This is a genomic window from Roseibium aestuarii (assembly GCF_008477545.1).
In the GTDB taxonomy this organism is placed as follows: Bacteria; Pseudomonadota; Alphaproteobacteria; order Rhizobiales; family Stappiaceae; genus Roseibium; species Roseibium aestuarii.
In genome coordinates, this window is the sequence record NZ_VORA01000008.1 from 91,206 (window position 1) to 113,932 (window position 22,727).

A 22,727-nucleotide genomic window follows, 5' to 3' on the forward strand; every position below is an offset into this window, starting at 1 on the left:
TGACCTCGTGCCGAGGCTCCGGACAAGTGCCCTCGACGCGGTAGAAGACTTGATGCTCGGGACAGGCCCGGAGCATGACGGGATTACGGGGCTGGAGTCCCCTGTCATCTCGGATGACAAAGCCCCACCGTTGTCACCCCGGACGAAGGCGAAGCCTGACGATCCGGGGTCGGCGCCCCCCTTTGCTCCCTGTCTCACATGCCGGACAAGAGCGTTCCCTGGCTCTGAGATCCCGGGCCGGGCGCGTCAGCCTTTCATCAGCCCCAGCTGTTCCCTTCGGGCGAAGCGCACGTTGGTCAGCAGGCCGACGAAGGCGAGGCCTCCGGCCAGTCCGCTCCACACCCCGACGCCGCCCCAGCCGGCATGAATGCCGAGGGTGACGGAGAGCGTGATACCGACGACCCAGTAGCCGATCAGCGTGTAGATCAGGGGGACGTTGATGTCTCCCAGTCCGCGCAGGTTGTTGATGCCGATGACCTGGGCGCCGTCGACGATCTGGAAGAGAGCGGCCACGGCCAGGAACGATACCGCGAAGCCCAGCACTTCGGCCGACTGCGGGTTGTCGAAATCCAGATAGATGGAAATCAGGGTTTCCGGCAGGGTCCAGAACACCAGCGCCGAGCAGAACATGACGAAGAGGGCGACGACCAGGGCGGTCCATCCGGCGCGGCGCACCGCGTCCCGGTCCCCGCGGCCGGCAGCCAGACCCACGCGGGTCAGGGTCGCCTGGCTCAGGCCGAGGGGGATCATGAAGGTGATGGAGGTGATCTGCAGGGCGATGCCATGGGCGGCAAGCTGGATGGCGCCATTCCAGCCGACCAGAATGGAGGAGGCGGCAAAGAGCCCGCCTTCGGCCACGATGGCGATGGCGATGGGCAGGCCGACCTTCAGGATCTGCGCCAGCGTCGCCCAGTCGGAGCGCCAGATGCGGCCGAGAATGGCATAACGCTTCAGGCGCCGCTCGCGGGTGGCGTAGAGCAGCAGGACGACCATCGTTGCGGCGGTGGAGAAGGCCGAGGCGATGCCCGCGCCGGCGAGTTCCAGGCGCGGGAAGCCGAAGGCGCCGAAGATCAGCAGATAATCGAAGAGCGCATTGACCAGCGCGCCGCAGAACGTGGCCAGAAGCACGATCTTCGACTTTTCCATCACGGTCAGGAAGCCGCGCAGGGCGAGGATCATCAGCGCCGGCAGCAGGCTCCACTGGAGCGCGATCATGTAGTCGCCGGCCAGGGCTGCGATCTTCGGCTCCTGTCCGAGCAGCAGCAGGATGTCCTGTGCAAAGAACATCACGCTCCAGGCGGGGATGCAGTAGAGGCAGGCGATCCAGAAGCCCATGCGGATGATGCGCCGGAAGGCGCGGGTGTCGCGGCGCCCGCGGGCGTTGGCCCCAAGCGGGACGACAGCCTGGATCAGGCCTAGGCCGAAGAACCAGAGCACCGTGAACATGTTGAAGGCGAGCACCGAGGCCGCGAGCTTTTCCGCGCCAAGGCGGCCGATCATCAGCACGTCGGTGGTGTTGATCGCCATCTGAAGGAGCTGGGCGCCGGCAAGCGGCAGCCCGAGAGATAGGGTCGGGCCGATGTCGCTCGCCCACCAGCTGCGCAGGGTGGCGAGGGGCGAAGAGGCGGGGGATGCGGGGCGGGCCACGGGGAACTCCCAAGGGTTGGTCGCTGGTGTCGATCAGGGTGGGTGTTCTGAACACGCGGGCCTTGAGCCCGAGGATCGTCTAACCGGGATTTCCCCTTGCGTCCAGCAGGTGGGGCGGGGCTCTGTCGCGAGGTGGATCGGAGCCGCCGGAAACGGCGCTCAGCGGTTGTTCAGGCCCCTGAAAAAGGAATGTGCATCTTGCCTCGGGAGCCGCGCCTTTGGCTGTGGACAAGTGTTTCGGCTTCTGCTAAGACCGCGCCCACGATGGGACGAGGGTTCCGAACCCAGATTATCGGCCCCCATCCTTCTTTGCCAAATCGTATACGGCGCGGAGTTCCGCTGCCGTCACAGAACGGGATAAGACGCGTGCAGGTTCTGGTTCGCGACAACAACGTCGATCAGGCGCTTCGGGCGCTGAAGAAAAAATTGCAGCGTGAAGGCGTCTTCCGCGAACTGAAGCTGCGCGGCCACTTCGAAAAGCCGTCGGTCAAGAAGGCTCGCGAGAAGGCTGAAGCCATCCGTCGCGCCCGCAAGCTGGCCCGCAAGCGAGCTCAGCGCGAAGGTCTGATGACCTCCGGCCGTCGCTGAGACGCTCAAGCGCCACACGACACACGGACAGGAAGGCCCTCCATCCGACCGCAAGGGGATGGTCCGGAGCCCGTTCCTTCCAATTTTTCGGGAGCCGGCTGATCCGTCAGCCGGCTCTTCGTGCTTGCAATCCCCTGTGGTGTTGACTAGCCACAAGGTGAGACATGTGTCTTCCGGCCTGCTGCATGCGGCGGCCAGCAAGACATTCCCTGACAGACCAGGCAGACAGGCGAGGCAGTTTGCGGACATGATCGATCGGCAGGACAACCGGAAATTCTCGAAGATGCGCGCTGGGCTCGCCCTTGCCGCTCTGCTGGTGCTGGCCGGGTGCCAGACCGGGGCCGGCGTCTATGATGGCGTGCCGGTGGATCCGGCGGCGGGATCGTCCGAGAACATCGACAGCCTGTCGGCGGTGATCGAGGCGAATCCGCGTGATGCGTCCGCCTACACGACCCGTGGCGTGGCCTATGGCCAGGCCGGCAAGCTGGATGAGGCGGTTGCCGACTTCAACGCGGCGCTGACCCTCGACCCAACTTCGTATCAGACCTATGCCAACCGGGCGCTGGTCTATCGTCGTCTGAACCAGACCGATGCGGCGCTGGCCGATTACAACCGCGCGCTCAATCTGAAGCCGGATTACGAGATCGCGCTCGTCGGTCGCGGCAACACCTATCGCAGCCTCGGCCAGAACGGCCCGGCGCTGGCCGATTTCAACCGGGTCATTTCCCAGAACTCGTCCAATGCGCGGGCCTTCTACAACCGTGGCCTGATCTATCAGGCGCAGACCCAGCATCTGCGGGCTATCGAGGACTTCGCGACCGCCATCGGCCTGAACCCCAATGCGTCCGAACCCTATGTGGCGCGGGGCATTTCCTATCTGGCGGTGAATGATTCGGCCGCCGCGCTCGACGATCTGACCGTGGCGCTGAACCTGGACAAGAATTCCGCCGTGGCCTGGGCCAACCGGGGCGTGGCGCTGGAGCTTCAGGGCAAGATCCCCGATGCACGGCGCAACTATCAGAAGGCCATGGTGCTGGATCCGCGCAACGATCTGGCGCGCGAGGGCCTGAGCCGGATCGACCGGGGCGGCAAGGCCTGATCCAGGGCCTTGCGGCCAGGGGACGGGCTTTTCACCGCACAAAATTTCAAAGGGGCGCGAGCGGTTACCGCTGGCGCCCTTTTCCTTTGCGTGGGGAGATGTGGCAGGCCGTCCTGCGTCAGAACGGGCAGGGGGCCTTGAAGCGCATCCAGGCGCCGCCGACCGGATGGCGGACCGACAGTTTCTCGGCGTGGAGATTGAGGCGCGGTGCGGCTTTCAGCGCCTCTTCATGGGCGTAGAGCCGGTCGCCGATGATCGGATGGCCGATGGAGAGCATGTGCACCCGCAGCTGATGGGAGCGCCCGGTCTTCGGATTGAGCTCGACGCGGGTGATGGTGTCTTCGCGCTTCAGCACCTGCCAGTGGGTCTGAGCGGGGCGCCCTTCCTCGAAACAGATCATCTGGCGCGGACGGTTTGGCCAGTCGACCCGCATGGGCAGGTCGATGTCGCCGCTCTCGGCTTCGATCAGGCCCCAGACCCGCGCGATATAGGTCTTCTTGGTGTGGCGCCGCTCGAACTGCAGGCCGAGATGCCGGTGCGCTTCCGGGTTCATGGCGAGAACCATGACGCCGGACGTGTCCAGATCGAGCCGGTGGACGATGCGCGCGCCCGGATAGAGCGCCTGGGCGCGGGTGGCGACGCTGTCCTTGTGGGCCTCGGGCCGTCCGGGAACGCTGAGCAGCCCTTCCGGCTTGTCGATCACGAGCAGGTCGTCATCGGCAAACAGGACCTTCAGCGGGTCCATCGGCGGGTCATAGACAAAGGGTTCGTCGGGGGTCTGGTCGCTCATGGGCCGCTTATAGCGCAGGTGGGAAAAAACAAAAGGCGCGGGAGAGCTCCCGCGCCTTTTTCAGGGGTCAGTCACGTGATCTGCGAGGATCACAGGGCCTTGACGATGTCCTCGGTCATCTTCTTGGCGTCGCCGAAGAGCATCATCGTGCGGTCCAGGAAGAACAGCTCGTTCTGGATGCCGGCATAGCCGGAGCCCATGCCGCGCTTGACGAAGAGCACCGTGCCGGCCTTGTCCACGTCGAGGATCGGCATGCCGTAGATCGGCGACTGCGGATCGTCACGGGCGGCCGGGTTGGTCACGTCGTTGGCGCCGATGACATAGACCACGTCCGCCTGGGCGAACTCGGAGTTGATGTCCTCCAGCTCGAAGACCTCGTCATAGGGCACGTTGGCTTCGGCCAGCAGAACGTTCATGTGACCGGGCATGCGGCCGGCGACCGGATGGATGGCGTATTTGACTTCCACCCCTTCGGCCTTGAGCGAATCCGCCAGCTCGCGCAGGGCGTGCTGGGCCTGGGCAACAGCCATGCCGTAGCCCGGGACGATGATGACCTTGGACGCGTTCTTCATGATGAAGGCGGCATCTTCGGCTGCGCCCTGCTTGACGGGTCGGTCGTCCTCGCCGCCGGCTGCGCCGCCGCTCGAGGTTTCGCCGCCGAAGCCGCCCAGGATCACCGAGATAAAGGAGCGGTTCATGCCCTTGCACATGATGTAGGACAGGATCGCCCCCGAAGAGCCGACGAGGGCCCCGGTGATGATGAGCGCCATGTTGCCCAGGGTGAAGCCGATGCCGGCGGCCGCCCAACCCGAATAGGAGTTGAGCATGGAGACCACCACGGGCATGTCGGCGCCGCCGATCGGCACGATGATCAGGACGCCGAAGACGAAGGCGACCAGAACCACCAGCCAGAACAGGAAGGCGCTTTCCGTGGAGACCAGACCGACGACCAGCAGCACGAGCAGCACGGCAAGGCCGAGGTTGATCGCATGGCGGCCGGGCAGCAGGATCGGCTTGCCGGACATGCGCCCGTCGAGCTTCAGGAAGGCGATGACCGAACCGGTGAAGGTGATGGCACCGATGGCGGCGCCAAGGGAGGCTTCCACCAGAGCCTGGGCATGGATGTGCCCGGGTTCACCGATGCCGAAGGCGGTGGGCGCATAAAGCGCGCTGGCCGCCACGAAGACCGCAGCCAGACCCACCAGCGAGTGGAAGGCAGCCACGAGCTGGGGCATGGCGGTCATCGGAATGCGCTTGGCGATCATCGCGCCGATGCCGCCGCCGATGGCGAGGCCGAGGACGATGAGCACGATGGCGCCGAAGCTGACATGGCCTGCCACGAGGGTGGTGATCACGGCGATGGTCATGCCGACCATGCCGTAGAGGTTGCCCTTGCGCGAGGTTTCCGGGCTGGAAAGGCCTCTCAGCGCCATGATGAAGAGCACGGCGGAGACAAGGTAGAGAAGGGCCGTCACATTTGCAGACATGGTACGGTTCTCCCCTTATCGCTGCTTTTTCTTGTACATGGCGAGCATGCGACTGGTGACCATGAAGCCCCCGAAAATGTTCACGCTGGCAAGTACAAGGGCGATGAAGCCGAAGACCTTCGCCCAGATCGCGCCGTCACCGGAGGTCAGGCTGACGCCGACGGCCAGAAGGGCGCCGACGATGATCACCGACGAGATGGCGTTGGTCACGGCCATGAGAGGCGTGTGCAGGGCCGGGGTGACCGACCAGACCACGTAATAGCCGACGAAGATCGCCATGACGAAGACGGAGAAGAGATAGACGAAGGGCGCGACACCCCCGACGGCTTCTCCGGCCTGAAGGGCAACGCCGGCGACCTGATCGAGGTAGCCGAGGGCCGTGTCGGAGGCCTGACGGGCGCCTTCTGCGGCGTCTCCTGCGGCCTGCACGGCGGCGCGGGCCCGTTCGAGGGCTTCTGCCTGGGTCATTTCACTCATGCCTCACCCTCCGGCTTGGCGGCCGCGAAGGCCGGATGCACCACGGCGCCATCCCGGGTCAGGCAGGTTGCCTTCACCAGTTCGTCGTCCCAGTTCGGGGCGAGGGCCTTGGTTTCCTTGTCGATCATGGTTTCCAGGAAGGTCACCAGGTTCTTGGCGTAAAGGGCCGAGGCGGAGGCCGGAATGCGGCCGGCCATGTTGTCGTAGCCGACGATCTTCACGCCGCCGACGGTGGCGATCTTCCCGGCCTTGGTGCCTTCCACGTTGCCACCGCGCTCGGCCGCCAGATCGACCAGGACGGAGCCGGGCTTCATGGAGGCCAGCATGTCCTTGTCCACCAGCTTCGGCGCCGGACGGCCCGGGATCAGGGCGGTGGTGATGACGATGTCCTGCTTGGCAATGTGGGCCGCGACGAGTTCCGCCTGCTTCTTGCGGTACTCGGCCGACATTTCCTTGGCATAGCCACCGGCGGTCTCGGCCTGACGGAACTCGTCATCCTCGACGGCGATGAACTTGGCGCCGAGCGATTCGACCTGTTCCTTGGCAGCCGGGCGCACGTCGGTGGCGGTCACCACGGCGCCGAGACGGCGTGCCGTTGCAATCGCCTGAAGACCGGCGACACCGGCGCCCATCACGAAGACGCGGGCGGCCGGCACGGTGCCGGCTGCGGTCATCATCATCGGCAGGGCGCGGCCATAGTTGGCGGCGCCTTCGATGACGGCCTGATAGCCGGCGAGGTTCGCCTGAGAGGACAGGATGTCCATGCTCTGGGCGCGGGTGATGCGCGGCATGAATTCCATGGCGAAGGCGGCAACACCCTGCTTGCCGATCACGGCAAGGTCGGCTTCGTTGCCGTAAGGATCCATCGCACCGATCAGCAATGCGCCGGATTTCATTTCCGCCACCGCATCTGCGGCGGGGCGGCGAACGGTCAGCACGACATCCGCATCCGCCAGGGTGGCGGCGCGGGTGTCGCCGAGTTCGGCTCCGGCTGTGATGTAATCGGCATCGGGAATCTGGGCTGACTTGCCCGCGTCCTTCTCAACGACAACCTTTGCGCCAAGGCCGACGAGGCGCTTGACGGTGTCGGGCGTCGCGGCGACACGCGTTTCCGATGCCGCGGTTTCACGCGGCACTGCGATCTTCATGAATACTCCCCCTTGAATGGTCCGAAAGGCACCGGTGCGGCTCAGGCCGAGCCGGGCCCAAGCACATCCGTCCGCCCGACGGACGTGCCCCGGTCAGATGACGGTCAGGCCGTCAAACCGTCAGAATGGCCAGAATGCCGGTCAGGACGAAAACGCCTGCAGGCGGGATCCAGCCCTTTTCGCCGATGGCTGCGCCGATGGCAGCGGTGATCATCATGGCGATGAGCATGAGCCAGCCGAACACATGGGCCACGGTGCCGCCGAAGGCGAAGAGCACCAGGCACAGCACGATGGTCAGCACGGAAATGGTGCCGACCTTGGAGAAATTGATGAAACCTTCGTAGGTCCGCTCGTGGGCAGCGTAGTCCATTGCCGGCGCCGAGTTGTCAGACATGTATTCCCCCCTTGAAAACCGAGTCTGATGAAATTCTTACAATAAAGGTGCCGCTTGCGGCAATGCACCATTTGGTGTGGCCTGCGTGTTCCGTACCGTTGCCTTGAATGCGTTTCCTAAAGTCAGGCCGCGAGCGCGGGGTGCGCACTCCGTTTCAGCAGCTCTTCCTGCCGGGAAGCGACGGTCTCGGCGCTGAAACTCTCGATCTGCTCGTTGAACAGACGGTAGAAGTTCAATTCGGCCCGCAGATGCAGGAATACCGAACCGAGACCAATTGCCGCACGGTCCATGAAGACGAATTCCTGCGGCACGGTCACCGGCCCCAGTTCCTTCAGGCCCTTGTGCACCTGGAAGGCTTCCTTGCGGCCGTATTCCGCGGCGCTGACGCCTTCGGCAATCGGGCGCACCCGGTCGGTCAGCAGGGGGCCGTAGATGAAGCGGGCCCAGATGTTCAGCACGTCGATGGTGGCACGGGTCAGCCCCTTGTAGCCCCAGCTCTCATAGGCATGGACCACCCGGGCCTCGTCGCCTTCCAGCAGGCCCTTGTAGAGGTCTACCACGCCGGCCACGAAGTGTTCAGGGAAGATGCGGATGCAGCCATAGTCCAGCAGGTTGAGACCCAGCGGCTCGCGGCCCGTCTCGTCGGTGTAGACGGTGTAGTTGCCCAGATGCGGGTCGCCGTGGATCAGGCCGTAGTGGGAGAAGGGGTGCCACCAGGCGTGGAACATGACCTCGGCCAGCCGGTTGCGCTCCTCCTGCGGGTGGTCGCGGAAGTTCAGGATGGGTGTGCCCTCCAGCCAGCCCATGGTGAGCAGGCGTCCGGTCGAAAGGTCGGCCACGGTGTCGGGCACGCGGATGTCGTCGCGGTGGGCCAGCATCGTGCGGTAGACGCTCATATTCGCCGCCTCGCGGGTGTAGTCGAGTTCTTCGCGGACGCGGGCGGCGATCTCCTTGGCGATCTCGCGGCTGTCGATGGCGTTCTGGATGCGGCGATGGAGAGACACCAGCCATTGCAGCTGGGTGAGGTCGGCTTCCACCGCCGAGGCCATGTCCGGATATTGCAGCTTGCAGGCGACCGCACGGCCATCGGGCGTCACGGCCCGGTGAACCTGGCCGAGGGACGCGGCCGCCGAGGGGTCATGCTCGAAGCTGGCGAAGCGGGACTGCCACTCGGGCCCGAGCTCGGCCCGCATGCGGCGCTTGACGAAGGCCCAGCCCATGGGCGGCGCATTGGACTGGAGACGGGCCAGCTCCGCCGCATATTCAGGCGGCAGCAGGTCCGGCACGGTGGCCAGAAGCTGGGCCACCTTCATCAGCGGGCCCTTCAGGCCGCCAAGGGCATCGGCGATGTCCTGGGCACTGCGGGCAGAATTGAGGTCGAGGCCGAGGAGCTTCGATCCGGCCATCTTGGCGGCAATGCCGCCCATGCCGGTGCCGACCTTCGCATAGCGTCCGACCCGTGCGCTCAGCCGGTTGCCTTCCCTGTCCTGTGCCATCGCCTTGTCCATCTGCGGTTGACCTGCCTTGCTGATTTAGGCCGATCCGCAGGAAAAGCCAGCCCGCGCGGGCGAGGCGTCAGGTCGCAGCCGCGTCCGGGTGGACCGCGCGACGGGCAATGGCCTCCAGGGCTTCGGCAAGAGCGGGCCGATGATGGGTCAGGCCCTTGTAGGCGGCCTGCTGCGGCGTCAGGCCGAGCAGCTGCTCGCGCAGGCTCGCAGCCCAGACCGGGCCATTGGGGTGCTGCTCCAGCAGGGGCAGGGGGTCGTGGTGCACCTTGATGGTGAAGAGGATGTCGCCACTTTCCGGCAGTCGGCGCAGGGTCTGGCGCTCCACGCGCACATGCAGACCGATCAGGCTGGGCGCGCCGTCTCCGGTCAGCTGCGGGTCGATCTGCTTGGGCTGCGGATGGTGCAGGTCGTCATCGTCATAGATGGACCAGTTGTAGCGGGCGACGAGCTGCTCGGGCCGGAGATTGTCGAAGATTCGCGCGACGACATTTCCCATGCGCGCGCCGTTGAAGTCGGGCACGTTCACATGGATGTCGTGCATCGACTTGCCGAATTTCTCCAGCAGCGACCAGGACGAGGGAAAGCAGAGGCAGGCGGCGGCCAGAAGATAGCCATCCGGTCCCTTGCGCATCAGCACCAGATCCTCCTGCACCCGGCGCGCGGCCTGGATCAGCGGCGCGTCGTCGGGGTCCGACGTGACCGGGGCATCCGCAAAGGCTTCCGGCCGCCCGGCGAGATGGGCGAGGATCAGGTCGCGGGCTTCCGTCTGGGCCGCAAGGGTGTCCGGCAGGGCCTGGAAGACCTTGTCCCGCCGGTCGGCGAGCAGGCGCTTCTTGTAGGCGACGTCCCGGACGAAATGCCCGTCCGCTTCAAGCCATGTCTCCGGCGTGATCGGTTCGAGCCCGACGGAAAACGGCTGCTTCGACCCGTCATAGGGCGTGTGCAGGAAGGGCGGGAGGGGGCGTGAAGGGGGCACGGTCATGGGTGGAGGCTCGCCGGAGGAGGGCAGGTGATCCACTTTCCGCGTGCGGCGCCTGCAACGAAAGGGGCCAGCCACAGAATGTCTGAGGCCAGCCCCTTTGCCGTTCGCGATGAAGACCACGGGCCGGCAAAGCCCGCGCCATCTTCAGGTGCGCGTCATCTTCACTCCGCGTCTTTCAGGGCTTCCAGTTCGTCGATCAGCCCCTCGATGACCGAGAGACCCTTCTTCCAGAAGTCCGGATTGCTTGCGTCGAGGCCGAAGGGGGCCAGAAGCTCGGAATGATGCTTCGTGCCTCCGGCGCGCAGCAGGTCGAAATACTTGGCCTGGAAGCCTTCTTCGGCATCCTGATAGACCGCGTAGAGCGAGTTCACCAGGCAGTCGCCGAAGGCATAGGCATAGACGTAGAAGGGCGAGTGGATGAAGTGGGGGATGTACGTCCAGAAGGTCTCGTAACCCTCGTTCAGCTCGATGGCCGGGCCCAGGCTTTCCCGCTGCACGTCCATCCAGAGTTCGCCGAGGCGCTCCGAGGTCAGCTCCCCTTCGCGGCGTTCGGAATGGACCTTGCGCTCGAAGGTGTAGAAGGCGATCTGGCGCACCACCGTGTTGATCATGTCCTCGACCTTGGAGGCGAGCATGATCTTGCGCTGGCGCGGGGTCTCGGCCTTGGCCAGCAGGGACTGGAAGGTGAGCATCTCGCCGAAGACGCTGGCGGTCTCTGCCAGGGTCAGGGGGGTGGGGGCCATCAGCGGGCCATTTTCCCCGGCCAGCACCTGATGCACGCCGTGGCCCAGTTCATGGGCCAGGGTCATCACGTCACGGGTCTTGCCGAGATAATTGACCAGCACGTAGGGGTGGGCGCTGGGCACGGTCGGGTGGGCAAAGGCGCCCGGCGCCTTGCCGGCGCGGGCCGGGGCGTCGATCCAGTTGCGCTCGAAGAAGCGGCCAGCGATTTCCGCCATGTCGGGGGAGAAGCCGGCATAGGCGGTGAGCACGATGTCCTTGGCCTCCGCCCAGGGAATGGGCCGGGCATCGGACTTGGGCAGGGGCGCATTGCGGTCCCAGAAATTCATCTTCTCCATGCCGAGCCACTTCGCCTTCATGGCGTAGTAGCGGTGGGACAGGCGCGGATAGGCGTCGCGCACGGCGGCGACCAGGGCATCCACCACCTCGCGCTCCACCCGGTTGGCCAGGTGGCGACTGTCGGCGATGTCGGTGAAATTGCGCCAGCGGTCGGAGATTTCCTTGTCCTTGGCCAGCGTGTTGGTGATCAGCGTGAAGAGCGACAGGTTGCCGGAAAAGGTCTTCGTCAGGGCAGCGGCACCGCGGGCGCGCTTGTCGGGATCCGCATCCTGCAGCAGGTTCAGGGTCGGCTCCAGCGGCAGCGGCTCCGCCGCGCCTTCCACCTCGAAGCGCAGGGAGGCCATGGTCTCGTCGAAGAGCCGGTTCCAGGCGCCGCGACTGGTCATCGACTTCTCGTGGAAGAGCTGCTCGACCCGGTCTTCCAGCTGATAGGGCTTGTCCTTGCGCAGGTCTTCCAGCCAGGGCCGGTAATGGGCGAGGCCTTCATGGTTCAGCGCGGCGGTCAGGTCCGCGTCCTCGATCCGGTTCATCTCGAGGGTGAAGAACAGCAGGTGCGAGCTTGCCACCGTGATCTGTTCCTGCACGTCGCCATAGAACTTCTGCACCTTCGGATCGGTGGTCGCGCCGGCATAGGCCAGGCCTGCGAAGGAGATCAGCTTGCCGAGCAGATCCTCCAGCGCCTCGTAGTCCTTGATCGCGCCGAGCAGGGCGTCCGGGTCATTCCTGGCGAAGTCGACGAGCTTGCCCTTGTAGGTCTGTTCGAAGTCGCGGGATTTCTCGATGCCCGCCTTGAGGTCGGCAGCCACCTCCGGCGCATCCAGACCGGCGTAGAGATCGCTCAGGTTCCACTCCGGCAGCGGCCCCAGATCCGCCGACGTTGCGGCGGACGCGGTTGCGGGGGCGCGAAGGAGCGTTCGAGCGGAGGGACGGGCGTCGTGGATCATGGAGATCACCTCGATCTTTGAGCGGTGTTTGAGAGCCGCGCGGGCGTGTGTCCAAGGATGTAAAGGGTTTGGCCGCGCGCGCAAGACGTCGCGCTGTCTTTTGCCCAGACCGCACCTTTCGCTCTGGCAGGTGTCGGGTCGCCGGCGCAGCAAGACACGCGGGGGCTTTGGCCGGGAGGAACCGGTTGCGGGTCTCGCCGTTGTCCCTCCATGTCCTATGCCGTCTCAACCTCCGCCTCCACCCGCAGGGTCCTCGCCATCGTGATCGTCGCGATCGCCTTCTTCCTGCTGGACGTCTGGCTGGTGGAGACCCATCACATCGCGGGGCTGGATCAGGCGGTGCTGGAATGGTTCCGCAATCCCGATGATCTGGCAGATGCCTGGGGTCCGGCCTGGTTCGAGGAGGCGGCGGGCGAGATCACCACGCTCGGCAGCTACACGTTCATTCTGTTGCTCTCGCTGGTCGTCGTCGGGTTTCTTGCGCTCTATCAGCGCATCCTGGCGGCGGTCTTCATCGTGCTGGCCATTTCGGGCGGGTCGCTTGTCTCCACAGTCTTCAAGATGCTGTTCGAGCGCCCGCGCCCCGATGTGGTCGAGCATATGGACCGCACATTCACCTACAGCTTTCCCAGTGGCCATGCGCTGATTTCCGCCATGGCCTATCTGACGCTGGCCGCCGTCGCCGCCCGCTTCGTCGATCGGCCCTGGGCCCGGCGCTATCTGATGGCCTGCGCGGTCGCGCTGGCGTTTCTGGTGGGCACGAGCCGGGTCTATCTCGGCGTTCACTGGCCGAGTGATGTTTTTGCCGGCTGGTGTCTGGGCACTGCCTGGGCCGGGATCTGCTGGCTTGCTGCCGATTATCTGTCCCGCCGCACCGGCAGGGCGGACCGCGAAACCGATCTCGGCACGTCCCGGATCTGAGGAGAACGCCGAATGCCCGCACATGCCTGGCCCCACTGGATCGCCGTCGCCGCCCGCATGGGCTATGCGGCACGCGGTGTCGTCTATCTCGTGCTCGGAACCCTGACCTTCCTGGCGGCCTTCCGCGCGGCCAGTCATACGGGCAGCAAAGGGGCTGTGCGCACGCTGCTGGAACAGCCCTTCGGCTCGGTGCTCGTGGGGCTGCTTGTGGTCGGGTTGGCGGGCTATGTGTTCTGGCGGCTTATTCAGGCGATCTTCGATCCGGATGGCCTCGGCAACGGGGTGAAGGGGATCTTCATCCGCCTCGCCCTGCTTGTCTCGGCCTTTTCCTACAGCACGCTGGCGCTTTATGCGGCCTCGCTTCTCTTTTCCGTGCGGCTCTCCGGCGGCGGCGAGGAAGGGGGATCCGGCAAGGCCGTGGTGAGCGCGCTCAACGGCATCTTTTCTCTCGACACGTTGAACCTTGCACTGGCCGCAATCTTCGCCGGGGTGGCCATCGCTCACTGGTGGAAGGCCTTTGCCGGAACTTACGAAAAATACTTCAAGGCGGACGAGAGCAAGATGCAGATCATCCGCAAGGTCTCCATCGTCGGCCTTTCCGCGCGCGGCCTGATCTTCGCCACCCTGAGCTGGCTGCTCGTGCTGCGCTTCTTCGACCTGCAGGGCGAGGACAGCGAAGGCCCCAACCCGGGACTGAAGGACGCCCTGTCCTATTTTCAGGATCTGCCCTATGGCGCAGGCATTCTTGCAGGGGTGGGGCTGGGGCTCGGTGCCTTCGCGCTCTATTCTCTCGCCGAGGCCCGCTGGCGGCGCATCGAGACGCCGGACTTCGGATCCTGACCTCGGATCCGGGCAGCCTTGCAAGTTTCTGCAGCGCTCTGGAGGATTTGTTTACCCGTTCCAGACCACACTGGCCCGAATTGAGACAGAAAAGGGACGGGACAGCGCGGCCATGCAGTCTCCCATTGGCAAGATCCTCATTGTTGACGACGACCCGATCCAGCGCCGGCTTCTGCAGGAGGCGGTGAAGAAGTTCGGGCACCGGTCCAAGGTTGCCGAGAACGGTGCCGAAGCCGTGGCCGTGATGACCGGGCCGGAAGCTGCCGACATCGATCTCATCATTCTCGACATGGTGATGCCCGAGCTCGACGGGATCGGCGTGCTGACCGAATTGCGCCGGCGCAAGATCGGGACGCCGGTGATCGTCCAGACGGCTCATGGCGGCATCGACGCTGTCGTCACCGCCATGAATGCGGGCGCGCAGGACTTCGTCGTGAAGCCCGTGGGCGCCGAACGGCTCGACGTGTCGATCCGCAACCTGCTCAAGGTCTCGGCGCTGGAAGGGGAAATCACCCGTTTCCGCAAGCAGGCCTCCGGCACGCTGACCTTCGACGACATCATCACCCGGTCGCCCGCCATGGAGCGAGTGATCAACCTGGGCCGCCGCGCGGCGTCTTCCAACATTCCGATCCTCATCGAAGGGGAAAGCGGCGTCGGCAAGGAGCTGATTGCCAGCGCCATCCAGGGATCGAGCGAGCGCAAGTCCCGGCCGCTGGTCACAGTCAACTGCGGGGCTATCCCCGACAATCTGGTCGAGTCCATTCTCTTCGGTCACGAGAAGGGGGCCTTCACCGGGGCTGTCGACAAGCATGTCGGCAAGTTCCAGGAGGCCCATGGCGGCACGCTCTTCTTGGACGAGGTGGGCGAGCTGCCCTCCGACGTGCAGGTGAAGCTGCTGCGCGCCCTGCAGGAGGGCGAGATCGATCCGATCGGCGCCCGCCGTCCGGTGAAGGTGGATTTCCGCCTGATTTCGGCCACCAACCGCCGACTGGTCGACCAGGTGAAGGAAGGGGTCTTCCGCGAGGATCTCTATTATCGTCTCAATGTCTTCCCGATCTGGATCCCGCCGCTGCGCGACCGTCTGGAGGATATTCCGGTTCTGACGCGGCACTTCCTCACGCGCTTTGCCGCCGAAGAGGGCAAGCCGCAGGTCTCCGGCATCGCGCCGGATGCGCTGGACCTGCTCCAGTCCTATCGCTGGCCGGGCAACATCCGCCAGCTTGAGAACACGGTCTTCCGCGCGGTGGTGCTCTGTGACGGTCCGGCCCTCACGGTGGATGACTTCCCCCAGGTCGCGGCCTCGGTGGACAAGATTGTGCCGAGCCACAGCCTGCCGCATGCGGCCCCGTCCGAGCCGGTGATGCGCACGGATCCCCTGCCGGAGGTGCGCGAGACCACGTCTGTGCCGGCTGCCGCCACACCGGCGCCGGCCTATACGCCGCCGCCGCCAAGCCCGGATGCCTTCCGCCACGCGGCGCCCTTCGGCTTCATGCGGTCTCTCGACAACGAGGGGCACGTGCGCAAGCTCGAGGCGATGGAGGAGGAGCTGATCCGGCTCGCCATAGACCATTATTCGGGCCGCATGACCGAAGTCGCCAAGCGCCTCGGCATCGGCCGCTCCACCCTCTACCGCAAGCTCAAGGACTACGGTCTGGACGAGGGCACCCCCAACGGCAAGGAAGACGCCGCCTGACGGGATGCGGTGCAATGGTGGCGGAGGGGCGCCGCGGCCTTCTTTCCTCTCCATCGTCCTGCTCGGGCTTGACCCGAGCATCCAGTGCTCACCAACGGGCCTTGTCGGAAGAGACGCGACCGCTATCGGTTACTGGACCCCTGCCTTCGCAGGGGTGACGAGGATGCGAGCTCTCAGCGTAGCGTCATGCCTGGTCTGACCCGACCATCCGGTCTGGCAGCGTGCGCCTAGGCCTCCAGCTGGGCCAGGTCGAACTGGAGTTTCGCCAGGCGGGCGTAGAGGCCGCCGCGGGCGGTGAGTTCGGCGTGGGTGCCCTGTTCGACGATGCGGCCACGCTCGAGCACGACGATCCGGTCGGCCTTCAGCACGGTGGCGAGGCGATGGGCGATCACCAGCGTGGTGCGGCCCTGCATCAGCTCTTCCAGCGCGGCCTGCACGGCGCGTTCGCTTTCCGCATCGAGGGCCGAGGTCGCCTCGTCGAGGAGCAGGATCGGAGCATCCTTGAGAATGGCGCGGGCAATCGCGATGCGCTGCTTCTGGCCGCCCGACAGGGTGATGCCGCGTTCGCCCACCGCCGTGTCATAGCCGTCAGGCATGCGGGCGATGAACTCATGGGCCGATGCGGCACGGGCGGCGGCCTCGATCTCCGCGCGGGTGGCCTCAGGACGCGAGAAGGCGATGTTCTCGGCAATGCTGGCGGCAAAGATCGCCGTGTCCTGGGGCACAAGCGCGATGCGGTGCCGCAGCTCGGCCGGATCCAGCCGGTCCAGCGCATGACCGTTGAGGCGCAAGGTGCCGGACGTTGGGTCATAGAACCGCAGCAGCAGATGGAAGAGGGTGGACTTGCCCGCCCCCGAGGGGCCGACCAGGGCAACCGTCTCGCCGGCCCGGATGGAGAGGGTGATGTCCTCCACCGCCGGCAGGGCGTCGGGAAGATCATAGGCGAAGGAGACCCGGTCGAAGGTGATCTCTTCCACCGGCTCCGACCCGAGGGTCTCGGGAGCGGCCGGGGCCCGGATCGCCGGGCGGATGGCGAGAAGGTCGGAAAGGCGTTCGGCCGCACCTGCCGCCAGGGAGAGCTCCCCCCAGACCTCGGACAGTCCCGCGAGCGCGCTGGCGGCCAGCACGGAATAGAGCAGGAACTGCCCCAGCTCGCCGCCGGTCATGGTGCCCGAGAGCACCCGGTTGGCGCCGATCCACAGGACCGCGACCACGCTGCAGCCGATGATCAGGATGGCGAGCGCCGTGAGCAGGGCCCGGGTGGCGGTCATGCGCCGGGCGGCGGCGAAGCTTGCCTCCACATCCGTGCCGAAACGACGGCTGGCGTGGGGCTCGTGGGTGAAGGCCTGCAGGCTGCGGATGTTGGTCAGCACCTCGCTGGCATAGGCCATGGCCCCGGCCAGGGTGTCCTGGGCCGCACGCGAACGCTGGCGCACCTTGCGGGCGAAGACGATAAGCGGAACGATGATGAGCGGGATGGCAGCCAGCACGATCAGCGACAGGTGCGGGCTGGTGATGACCATCATGCTCATGGCGCCAAGGCTCATGATCAGGTTGCGCATGGCGATGGAGGCGCTGGCGCCGAAGGCGGACTTGATCTGGGTGGTGTCGGCGGTCAGGCGCGAGAGAATCTCGCCCGAACGCGCGCTGTCATAGAAGCCGGGGTCGAGGGCGACCACATGATCGAAGGCGGCGCGCCGCAGGTCGGCCACCACCCGCTCGCCAATCCACATGACCAGGAAGTAGCGCAGGGCGCTGGCCACCGCGAGGGCGAGCACCACCGCGATCATGAGCAGGAAATAGGGACGGATGAGCTCCGGGTTGGACCCGTCGAACCCCCGGTCGATCATCTGGCGGATCGCGGCCGGCAGGGCCAGTGTGGCGCCTGCCGCAGAGACGAGGGCCAGGAGCGCGCCGGCAACCATCAGACGGTAGCGGGCGAGGAAGGGAAGGAGCCGCGCCAGAGGGGCAAGATTGGCTCGGGAACGGGGCTGGGAAGCTGGAGCTTGGTCGGTCGCGGTCATGGGTCAACAGTTGGGGGAGAGCAGCGCAAAAACCAAGCCCAAAATTGCGCTCGAGGAATCGGATTGCGGGTCTTGTCACCCTCGTCGCGATGGGTTATACGACCGCCTCATGTTTCCGGGGCTGCATCCCACTGCGTGGATCGGTGGCCCCTTTGTTTCGTTTGCACCTGGAGAACGAGTTTCGCGTGGCGGGCCCGTGGAAGGTGCTGGAAAGGACCGGCCATGAAAGCGGATATTCATCCCGATTACCACTCCATCAAGGTTGTCATGACCGATGGTACCGAATACTTCACCCGTTCGACCTACGGTTCGGAAGGTGACACCCTGACCCTGGACATCGACCCGACCTCCCACCCGGCATGGACCGGTGGCGACCGTCAGCTGATGGACCGCGGCGGCCGCGTGTCCCGCTTCAAGAACAAGTACGCCGGCTTCCTGGGCGCCTAATCCGCCCGACGCCTTGCGTTCTGTTTCAGAAAGACCCGGTCCTTGTGGCCGGGTTTTTTCGTTTCCGGTCGATCGAGAAGGTGTCCTTCCGGCGCGCCTGCCCTAGGTCTCGGGGGAGGACACTCAAGGGAAACCCACATGACGGATCTGCCTTCGACCGAACGCCCCGGCCCGCAAGGGGTGGTGATGACGATTGGTCTCGACGAGGCGACGCGCCCTTCCGCCCCTGCGATTCCGGGGGCGACGGAGCAGGATCGGGCGGCCGGGCGTCAGCTTGCGGCGATCCATGCGGCCTATCTGGCCGAGCTTGATGCCCTGGAGGGCCTCCTGAGCGCCGTGGAGCGCGGAGACGCCTCTGCCGGGGCCGTGAGTGCCGCGGTGGACAGCCTGACGCTGGAACGCAACTACAGGCAGTTCGGTACGCTCTGCGGACGTCAGTGCTATGTGCTGACCATGCACCACACGATCGAGGAACGGCATATGTTTCCCGCCATCAGTGCGCGCGCGGCGCCTGGCCTTCTGGCGGTGATTGAACGTCTCCAGGCAGAGCATGTGGTGGTGCATCAGCTGCTTGAGCGTCTGTCGGAGGCAAGCCTGGCGCTGGGCGCGCAGGCCGGGCCTGCCGAATTCGCCGCGACCCGGGACACGTTCCGGGCGCTGCTGAAGGTCGTGCGCTCGCATTTCCGCTATGAGGAGACCGAGCTTGCCGAGGCAATCGGCGTCTATGACGCGCTCTGATCCTGCCGGATAAGCATAAACCGGAAAAACATAAAAAGAGGCCGCATCGACGGGGTCGAGGCGGCCTTGCAGGATGTGCTGTCAATTGCAGGAACGAGGCTGCGCGAGCAGCCGTCCGGTCAGAAGGTCCGGCCGGAGGAGCGTTTGGTCTCAGCCAGCCTGTCCGAAAGCGGCACGTAGCTGGTTGAGCTGTGCCACAACGGGATTCCCGTTCGCGGCCTCAGCCCGGTCTTCTTCGGTGTAAAGCATCTTGTCGAGGTGCACGACGCGCTTCTGAAGGCGGATGGAGCGGCTGATCAGGTCGCGCAGGGTGTCGGGAAGCTCGTCCCAGGCGGCGCTTTCGGTGCTGCTGGAGAGCTTGTCGAGACGCACCCGATTCTTCTCGCTGCCCGCCTGTTCCTTCGACATTTCACCTTCATTGACCGCGCGCTGCAGCAGCAGCCAGGAGGCCAGCTGCATGAGGCGGGTCGTCAGGCGCATGGATTCGGTGGCGTAGGCAAGGGAGGCCGGTCGGGACAACTCCTTGGATTCGCTTCGACCTTCGCCATCGAGATACATGGCGGTCTCTTCGACCAGGCTCATGCCCTCCTGAAACAGTCCGTGGAAGGTCTCGGAAGCGGCCAGTCGGTTGGCGAACTGTACGGCTTCAAGGTCTCCGGTGATCGGTCTGATATCTTCAGTCATGGTCCAGGCGCCTTCTACAATTAACTCGACAGTCCGACGTTACGTCTGTTCCGTTTCGACCCTCCGGCGAGCCGGATGTCCCGATCTGGAACGGATGAGGGACTTTCCCATGAATGTTGCAAACCGCGTGCCATCGACGGGTGCCGCGGCGCGGGCCAGACCTCCAGGGAGACCGGTCCTGCGGCAAATGCCGAAGGACCTGGAAAGATCCGCGCCATCCGAGGACGTCTGTTTCCGGGGTGTGACCACCCGCGGGGAAACGGTCAAGCGCTCGACCTTGCTCCAGCCCGTCCAGTGTTACAGGCATGGGCGGACAAAAAAAAGAGCCGCGGCGTCGCGGCTCGGAGTCTTTAACAGGGAGGCGTCAAACAGAGTGGACAGGAGCCACTCGACATCCAGATTCTCTGGATAAGTATGGTTATCGTCCGTAAAGCTTAATGAATCCTGAAGCGGCGAATTCCGTGACGGAATTTCTCGCGATTTTTCTGCTGTCTTCAGGTGGTGTCGTGAAATTTATTGGAATTTCTACGGATCACGTCTTGAAGAAGGCTTCCGCTGCATCCCGAACACTCCTGCGTTGACGCAGGGTTTCTTCCGTCCGTGTGATCTCGGCGCGCAAGGCATCGATTCGCGTTTCAAGCTCGTGCTCCGACAGGGCGGCAAGCTCCTGTCCGACGATAATGGTGCCACCCGGCGGAACTCTTCCCGGGGTCCGATCGTCCTCCTGCATGACTGTCTCTCCTCTCCGGTCCGTCGTCTTCACCCCAGGGGTCGGCATCAGGGCCTGCGGCTGGGCTTTCGCTCTGTCGCCGGGGGAGGAGCAGACCTGTTCCATCACCCGGTTGCGGAGATGCGGATGCATTTGCCTCGCCGACCCGTGGTGCTTACATGTAGGGCCGAATTCAGGAGGATCCCATGCCCGACTTGCCCGAAAAAATGACCGCCATGGCCATCACCGCTCCCGGCGGTCCCGATGTGCTGGGCGCCGAGCGCCGCCACGTGCCCGTGCCGCTCGGGTCCGAGATCCTCATCAAGGTCGAGGCGGCAGGGGTGAACCGGCCGGATGTGATGCAGCGCATGGGGCTCTACCCGCCGCCAAAGGATGCTTCAGATCTGCCGGGCCTGGAAGTCGCCGGGACAATCGTCTCGACCGGCACGGCGGCGACCCGTTATGCGGTCGGCGACAAGGTCTGTGCGCTGGTGCCCGGCGGCGGCTATGCGGAATATTGCAAGGTCGAGGAAGGCCATGCCCTGCCGGTGCCGAAAGGTCTGTCCATGGTGGAGGCGGCGGCCCTGCCGGAAACCTTCTTCACCGTCTGGAGCAATGTCTTCGATCGCATCGGTCTCAAGGCGGGGGAGAATTTCCTCGTTCACGGGGGAACGTCGGGCATCGGCACCACGGCGATCCAGCTTGCCAAGGCCTTCGGCGCCACGGTCTTCACCACGGTGGGGTCGGACGAGAAGGTGGAGGCGGTGAAGGCGCTTGGGGCCGATCATGCGGTGAACTACAACCGGCAGGATTTCGTCGAGACCTTCCTGGAGATTACCAACAAGGAAGGCATTCACGCCATTCTGGACATGATCGGCGGCGACTACGTGGAGAAGAACTGGAAGGTGGCGGCCGTGGAAGGCCGGATCTGCCAGATCGCGACCATGAATGGCACGTCCGAGGAGGTGAACTTCTCCCGTCTGATGATGAAGCGCCTCACCCATACCGGCTCCACCCTGCGGCCGCGGGACAAGGCCTTCAAGGCGGCGATTGCCGCAGCCCTTGAGGAAAAGGTGTGGCCGCTGATCGAGGTCGGGACGATCCGGCCGCTGATCGATTCCACCTTCCCGCTGGAGCAGGTGGCCGACGCCCACCGCCGGATGGAAAGCTCCGGTCACATCGGCAAGATCATGCTGACCGTGGGGTCCTGAGCGCGCCCTTGCAGCACACGGCCGGGCGGAGAGACTGCCCGGCTGCCTTTGCGGCAGAGCGCTGAAAATGCCGTGGTCCTGCCGTGCAGATCCATTTGCTTTTCCCTGCGCCTGTCGATATATTCGGCTTATCTCCCACTCAGTTTTGAATGGACCCCTTGCTTCTTCGCCTTGCCGGGCGAGGGAGCCGACAGGAGGATTTTGACCGATGGCGAACACGCCGCTCATGCCGAAGGCAACCGCCGTCTGGCTCGTTGACAATACCGCGCTCAGCTTCACGCAGATCGCCAACTTCTGCAAGCTGCACCCGCTGGAAGTGAAGGCGATTGCCGATGGCGAAGCTGCTCAGGGCATCAAGGGTCTCGACCCGATCCTGACCGGCCAGCTCTCCCGCGAGGAACTGGAACGGGCTCAGCAGAACCCGAATCATCAGCTCTCCCTGCAGGGATCCAAGGTCGTGGTGCCGGAAGCCAAGCGCAAGGGCCCGCGCTATACGCCGGTGTCCCGCCGTCAGGACCGTCCGAACGCGATCCTCTGGCTTGTGCGCAACCATCCGGAACTCAAGGACACGCAGATCATGCGTCTGGTCGGCACCACCAAGCCGACCATTGCCGCCATCCGCGAGCGCACCCACTGGAATTCCGCGAACCTGACCGCCTCCGATCCGGTGACGCTGGGCCTGTGCAGCCAGCTTGAGCTGGACATGGAAGTGGAAAAGGCCGCCAAGGCCAACCCGCAGCTGGTTCTGGATCCGCAGGAGCACTTGGCCTCCGTCGAGGACACCACCTCCGACGAAGCCCTGGCCGCAGCCGCCTCCTTCTCCTTCGACACCTCCCGCCCCGCCAAGCGCGAGGAAGAGGAATATGATGCCGACGCGGTCTTCGCGAAGCTTAATTCCCTCAAGTCCGGAGTGGATCTGGACGAAGACGAGGACTGAGCTGTCTCGTCCTGAAGCGATGAGAAGAAGGCCGCTGGGATCCAGCGGCCTTTTTTGTGTCTCGAGGTTCTATGGCAGGCGCTCGCTCCTCCGTCATTGCCGGAGTTGGGTCCCTTCGTCCTCGCCGTGCCGCTTCGACCTCCCTCAGCGCTGGACGGGAGGAGAGGTCGCGGCATGACGGACGAGAGGGGCACTTGTTTTCGAAGGGCTGGATGCTCGGGACGAGCCCGAGCATGACGGGGGGAGTGCTATTCTGACCGACATTCGCACTGCGCTGTCCTCACCGTCTTGATCGCAGGCGTTGGGAAGCTTAGTCCCCTCCATCGTCATCAACTCTGTTTAGCGAGGTCGTCCCTGATCCTTGCGTTGAGGATGACGA

At 64.9% G+C, this 22,727-nt stretch carries 21 protein-coding genes; 9 read left to right on the forward strand and 12 right to left on the reverse strand.

What is annotated here, in order from left to right:
* Positions 1–246: 246 nt before the first annotated feature.
* Positions 247–1,647 (reverse strand): MATE family efflux transporter, encoded by a 1,401-nt coding sequence (locus FR728_RS18425; RefSeq protein WP_208998920.1) that lies wholly within the window; start codon positions 1,645–1,647, stop codon positions 247–249.
* 366 nt (positions 1,648–2,013) lie between these two features.
* Between FR728_RS18425 and rpsU the strand changes: the two genes are divergently transcribed.
* Both rpsU and FR728_RS18435 read left to right on the forward strand, forming a co-directional pair.
* Positions 2,014–2,235, forward strand: coding sequence for a 30S ribosomal protein S21 (gene rpsU, locus FR728_RS18430; protein WP_149894230.1), 222 nt, complete (start codon positions 2,014–2,016; stop codon positions 2,233–2,235).
* Between the two features lie 247 nt (positions 2,236–2,482).
* A complete protein-coding gene (locus tag FR728_RS18435) occupies positions 2,483–3,334 on the forward strand; it encodes a tetratricopeptide repeat protein (RefSeq protein ID WP_149894231.1) in 852 nt (283 codons plus the stop codon).
* A gap of 118 nt (positions 3,335–3,452) precedes the next feature.
* Here FR728_RS18435 and FR728_RS18440 read toward each other — a convergent pair whose 3' ends face one another.
* The 8 genes from FR728_RS18440 to FR728_RS18475 all read right to left on the reverse strand — a co-directional run bounded on the left by FR728_RS18440 (position 3,453) and on the right by FR728_RS18475 (position 12,144).
* Positions 3,453–4,124 (reverse strand): RluA family pseudouridine synthase, encoded by a 672-nt coding sequence (locus FR728_RS18440; RefSeq protein WP_188318956.1) that lies wholly within the window; start codon positions 4,122–4,124, stop codon positions 3,453–3,455.
* A gap of 89 nt (positions 4,125–4,213) precedes the next feature.
* Positions 4,214–5,611: an NAD(P)(+) transhydrogenase (Re/Si-specific) subunit beta gene (locus FR728_RS18445; protein ID WP_149894232.1), complete on the reverse strand. Its 1,398-nt coding sequence runs from the start codon at positions 5,609–5,611 to the stop codon at positions 4,214–4,216.
* 15 nt (positions 5,612–5,626) lie between these two features.
* The gene (locus FR728_RS18450) at positions 5,627–6,088 is read right to left on the reverse strand and encodes a proton-translocating transhydrogenase family protein (RefSeq protein WP_149894233.1); all 462 of its coding nucleotides are present in this window, start codon (positions 6,086–6,088) and stop codon (positions 5,627–5,629) included.
* Entirely contained in the window at positions 6,085–7,236 is a 1,152-nt protein-coding gene (locus tag FR728_RS18455; RefSeq protein WP_149894234.1) for a Re/Si-specific NAD(P)(+) transhydrogenase subunit alpha, read from the reverse strand. The genes FR728_RS18450 and FR728_RS18455 overlap by 4 nt, the downstream gene beginning before the upstream one ends.
* 112 nt (positions 7,237–7,348) lie before the next feature.
* Entirely contained in the window at positions 7,349–7,630 is a 282-nt protein-coding gene (locus FR728_RS18460) for an aa3-type cytochrome c oxidase subunit IV (RefSeq protein ID WP_149894235.1), read from the reverse strand.
* 122 nt (positions 7,631–7,752) lie between these two features.
* Positions 7,753–9,126, reverse strand: a complete 1,374-nt coding sequence (locus tag FR728_RS18465) for an ABC1 kinase family protein (RefSeq protein WP_149894236.1) — start codon at positions 9,124–9,126, stop codon at positions 7,753–7,755.
* Between the two features lie 79 nt (positions 9,127–9,205).
* Positions 9,206–10,120, reverse strand: a complete 915-nt coding sequence (locus tag FR728_RS18470) for a heme-dependent oxidative N-demethylase family protein (protein WP_149894237.1) — start codon at positions 10,118–10,120, stop codon at positions 9,206–9,208.
* 161 nt (positions 10,121–10,281) lie between these two features.
* Positions 10,282–12,144, reverse strand: a complete 1,863-nt coding sequence (locus FR728_RS18475) for a M3 family oligoendopeptidase (protein ID WP_149894238.1) — start codon at positions 12,142–12,144, stop codon at positions 10,282–10,284.
* 210 nt (positions 12,145–12,354) lie between these two features.
* Here FR728_RS18475 and FR728_RS18480 point away from each other — a divergent pair, with 210 nt between their 5' ends.
* The 3 genes from FR728_RS18480 (at position 12,355) to FR728_RS18490 (ending at position 15,598) form a co-directional block, all read left to right on the forward strand.
* Positions 12,355–13,065, forward strand: a complete 711-nt coding sequence (locus FR728_RS18480) for a phosphatase PAP2 family protein (protein WP_149894239.1) — start codon at positions 12,355–12,357, stop codon at positions 13,063–13,065.
* A 12-nt stretch (positions 13,066–13,077) separates the two neighbouring features.
* Positions 13,078–13,905, forward strand: coding sequence for a DUF1206 domain-containing protein (locus FR728_RS18485; RefSeq protein WP_149894240.1), 828 nt, complete (start codon positions 13,078–13,080; stop codon positions 13,903–13,905).
* A gap of 112 nt (positions 13,906–14,017) precedes the next feature.
* On the forward strand, positions 14,018–15,598 hold the full coding sequence (locus tag FR728_RS18490) for a sigma-54-dependent transcriptional regulator (RefSeq protein ID WP_149894241.1): 1,581 nt from the start codon (positions 14,018–14,020) through the stop codon (positions 15,596–15,598).
* A gap of 227 nt (positions 15,599–15,825) precedes the next feature.
* On the opposite strand, the gene FR728_RS18495 is transcribed toward FR728_RS18490, so the two are convergent.
* Complete coding sequence (locus FR728_RS18495; protein ID WP_149894242.1) at positions 15,826–17,622, reverse strand: ABC transporter transmembrane domain-containing protein; 1,797 nt, start codon at positions 17,620–17,622, stop codon at positions 15,826–15,828.
* 222 nt (positions 17,623–17,844) lie between these two features.
* Between FR728_RS18495 and rpmE the strand changes: the two genes are divergently transcribed.
* Positions 17,845–18,069 (forward strand): 50S ribosomal protein L31, encoded by a 225-nt coding sequence (rpmE, locus tag FR728_RS18500; protein ID WP_149894243.1) that lies wholly within the window; start codon positions 17,845–17,847, stop codon positions 18,067–18,069.
* 138 nt (positions 18,070–18,207) lie between these two features.
* Complete coding sequence (locus FR728_RS18505; protein WP_149894244.1) at positions 18,208–18,807, forward strand: hemerythrin domain-containing protein; 600 nt, start codon at positions 18,208–18,210, stop codon at positions 18,805–18,807.
* Positions 18,808–18,957: 150 nt separating this feature from the next.
* On the opposite strand, the gene rcdA is transcribed toward FR728_RS18505, so the two are convergent.
* Both rcdA and FR728_RS19385 read right to left on the reverse strand, forming a co-directional pair.
* Complete coding sequence (gene rcdA / locus FR728_RS18510; protein ID WP_149894245.1) at positions 18,958–19,491, reverse strand: protease adaptor protein RcdA; 534 nt, start codon at positions 19,489–19,491, stop codon at positions 18,958–18,960.
* A 532-nt stretch (positions 19,492–20,023) separates the two neighbouring features.
* On the reverse strand, positions 20,024–20,221 hold the full coding sequence (locus FR728_RS19385; protein WP_188318958.1) for a DUF1192 domain-containing protein: 198 nt from the start codon (positions 20,219–20,221) through the stop codon (positions 20,024–20,026).
* 185 nt (positions 20,222–20,406) lie between these two features.
* Between FR728_RS19385 and FR728_RS18520 the strand changes: the two genes are divergently transcribed.
* A complete protein-coding gene (locus FR728_RS18520; protein WP_149894247.1) occupies positions 20,407–21,411 on the forward strand; it encodes an NAD(P)H-quinone oxidoreductase in 1,005 nt (334 codons plus the stop codon).
* Between the two features lie 208 nt (positions 21,412–21,619).
* Positions 21,620–22,348 (forward strand): DUF1013 domain-containing protein, encoded by a 729-nt coding sequence (locus FR728_RS18525; RefSeq protein ID WP_149894248.1) that lies wholly within the window; start codon positions 21,620–21,622, stop codon positions 22,346–22,348.
* Positions 22,349–22,727 lie beyond the last annotated feature (379 nt).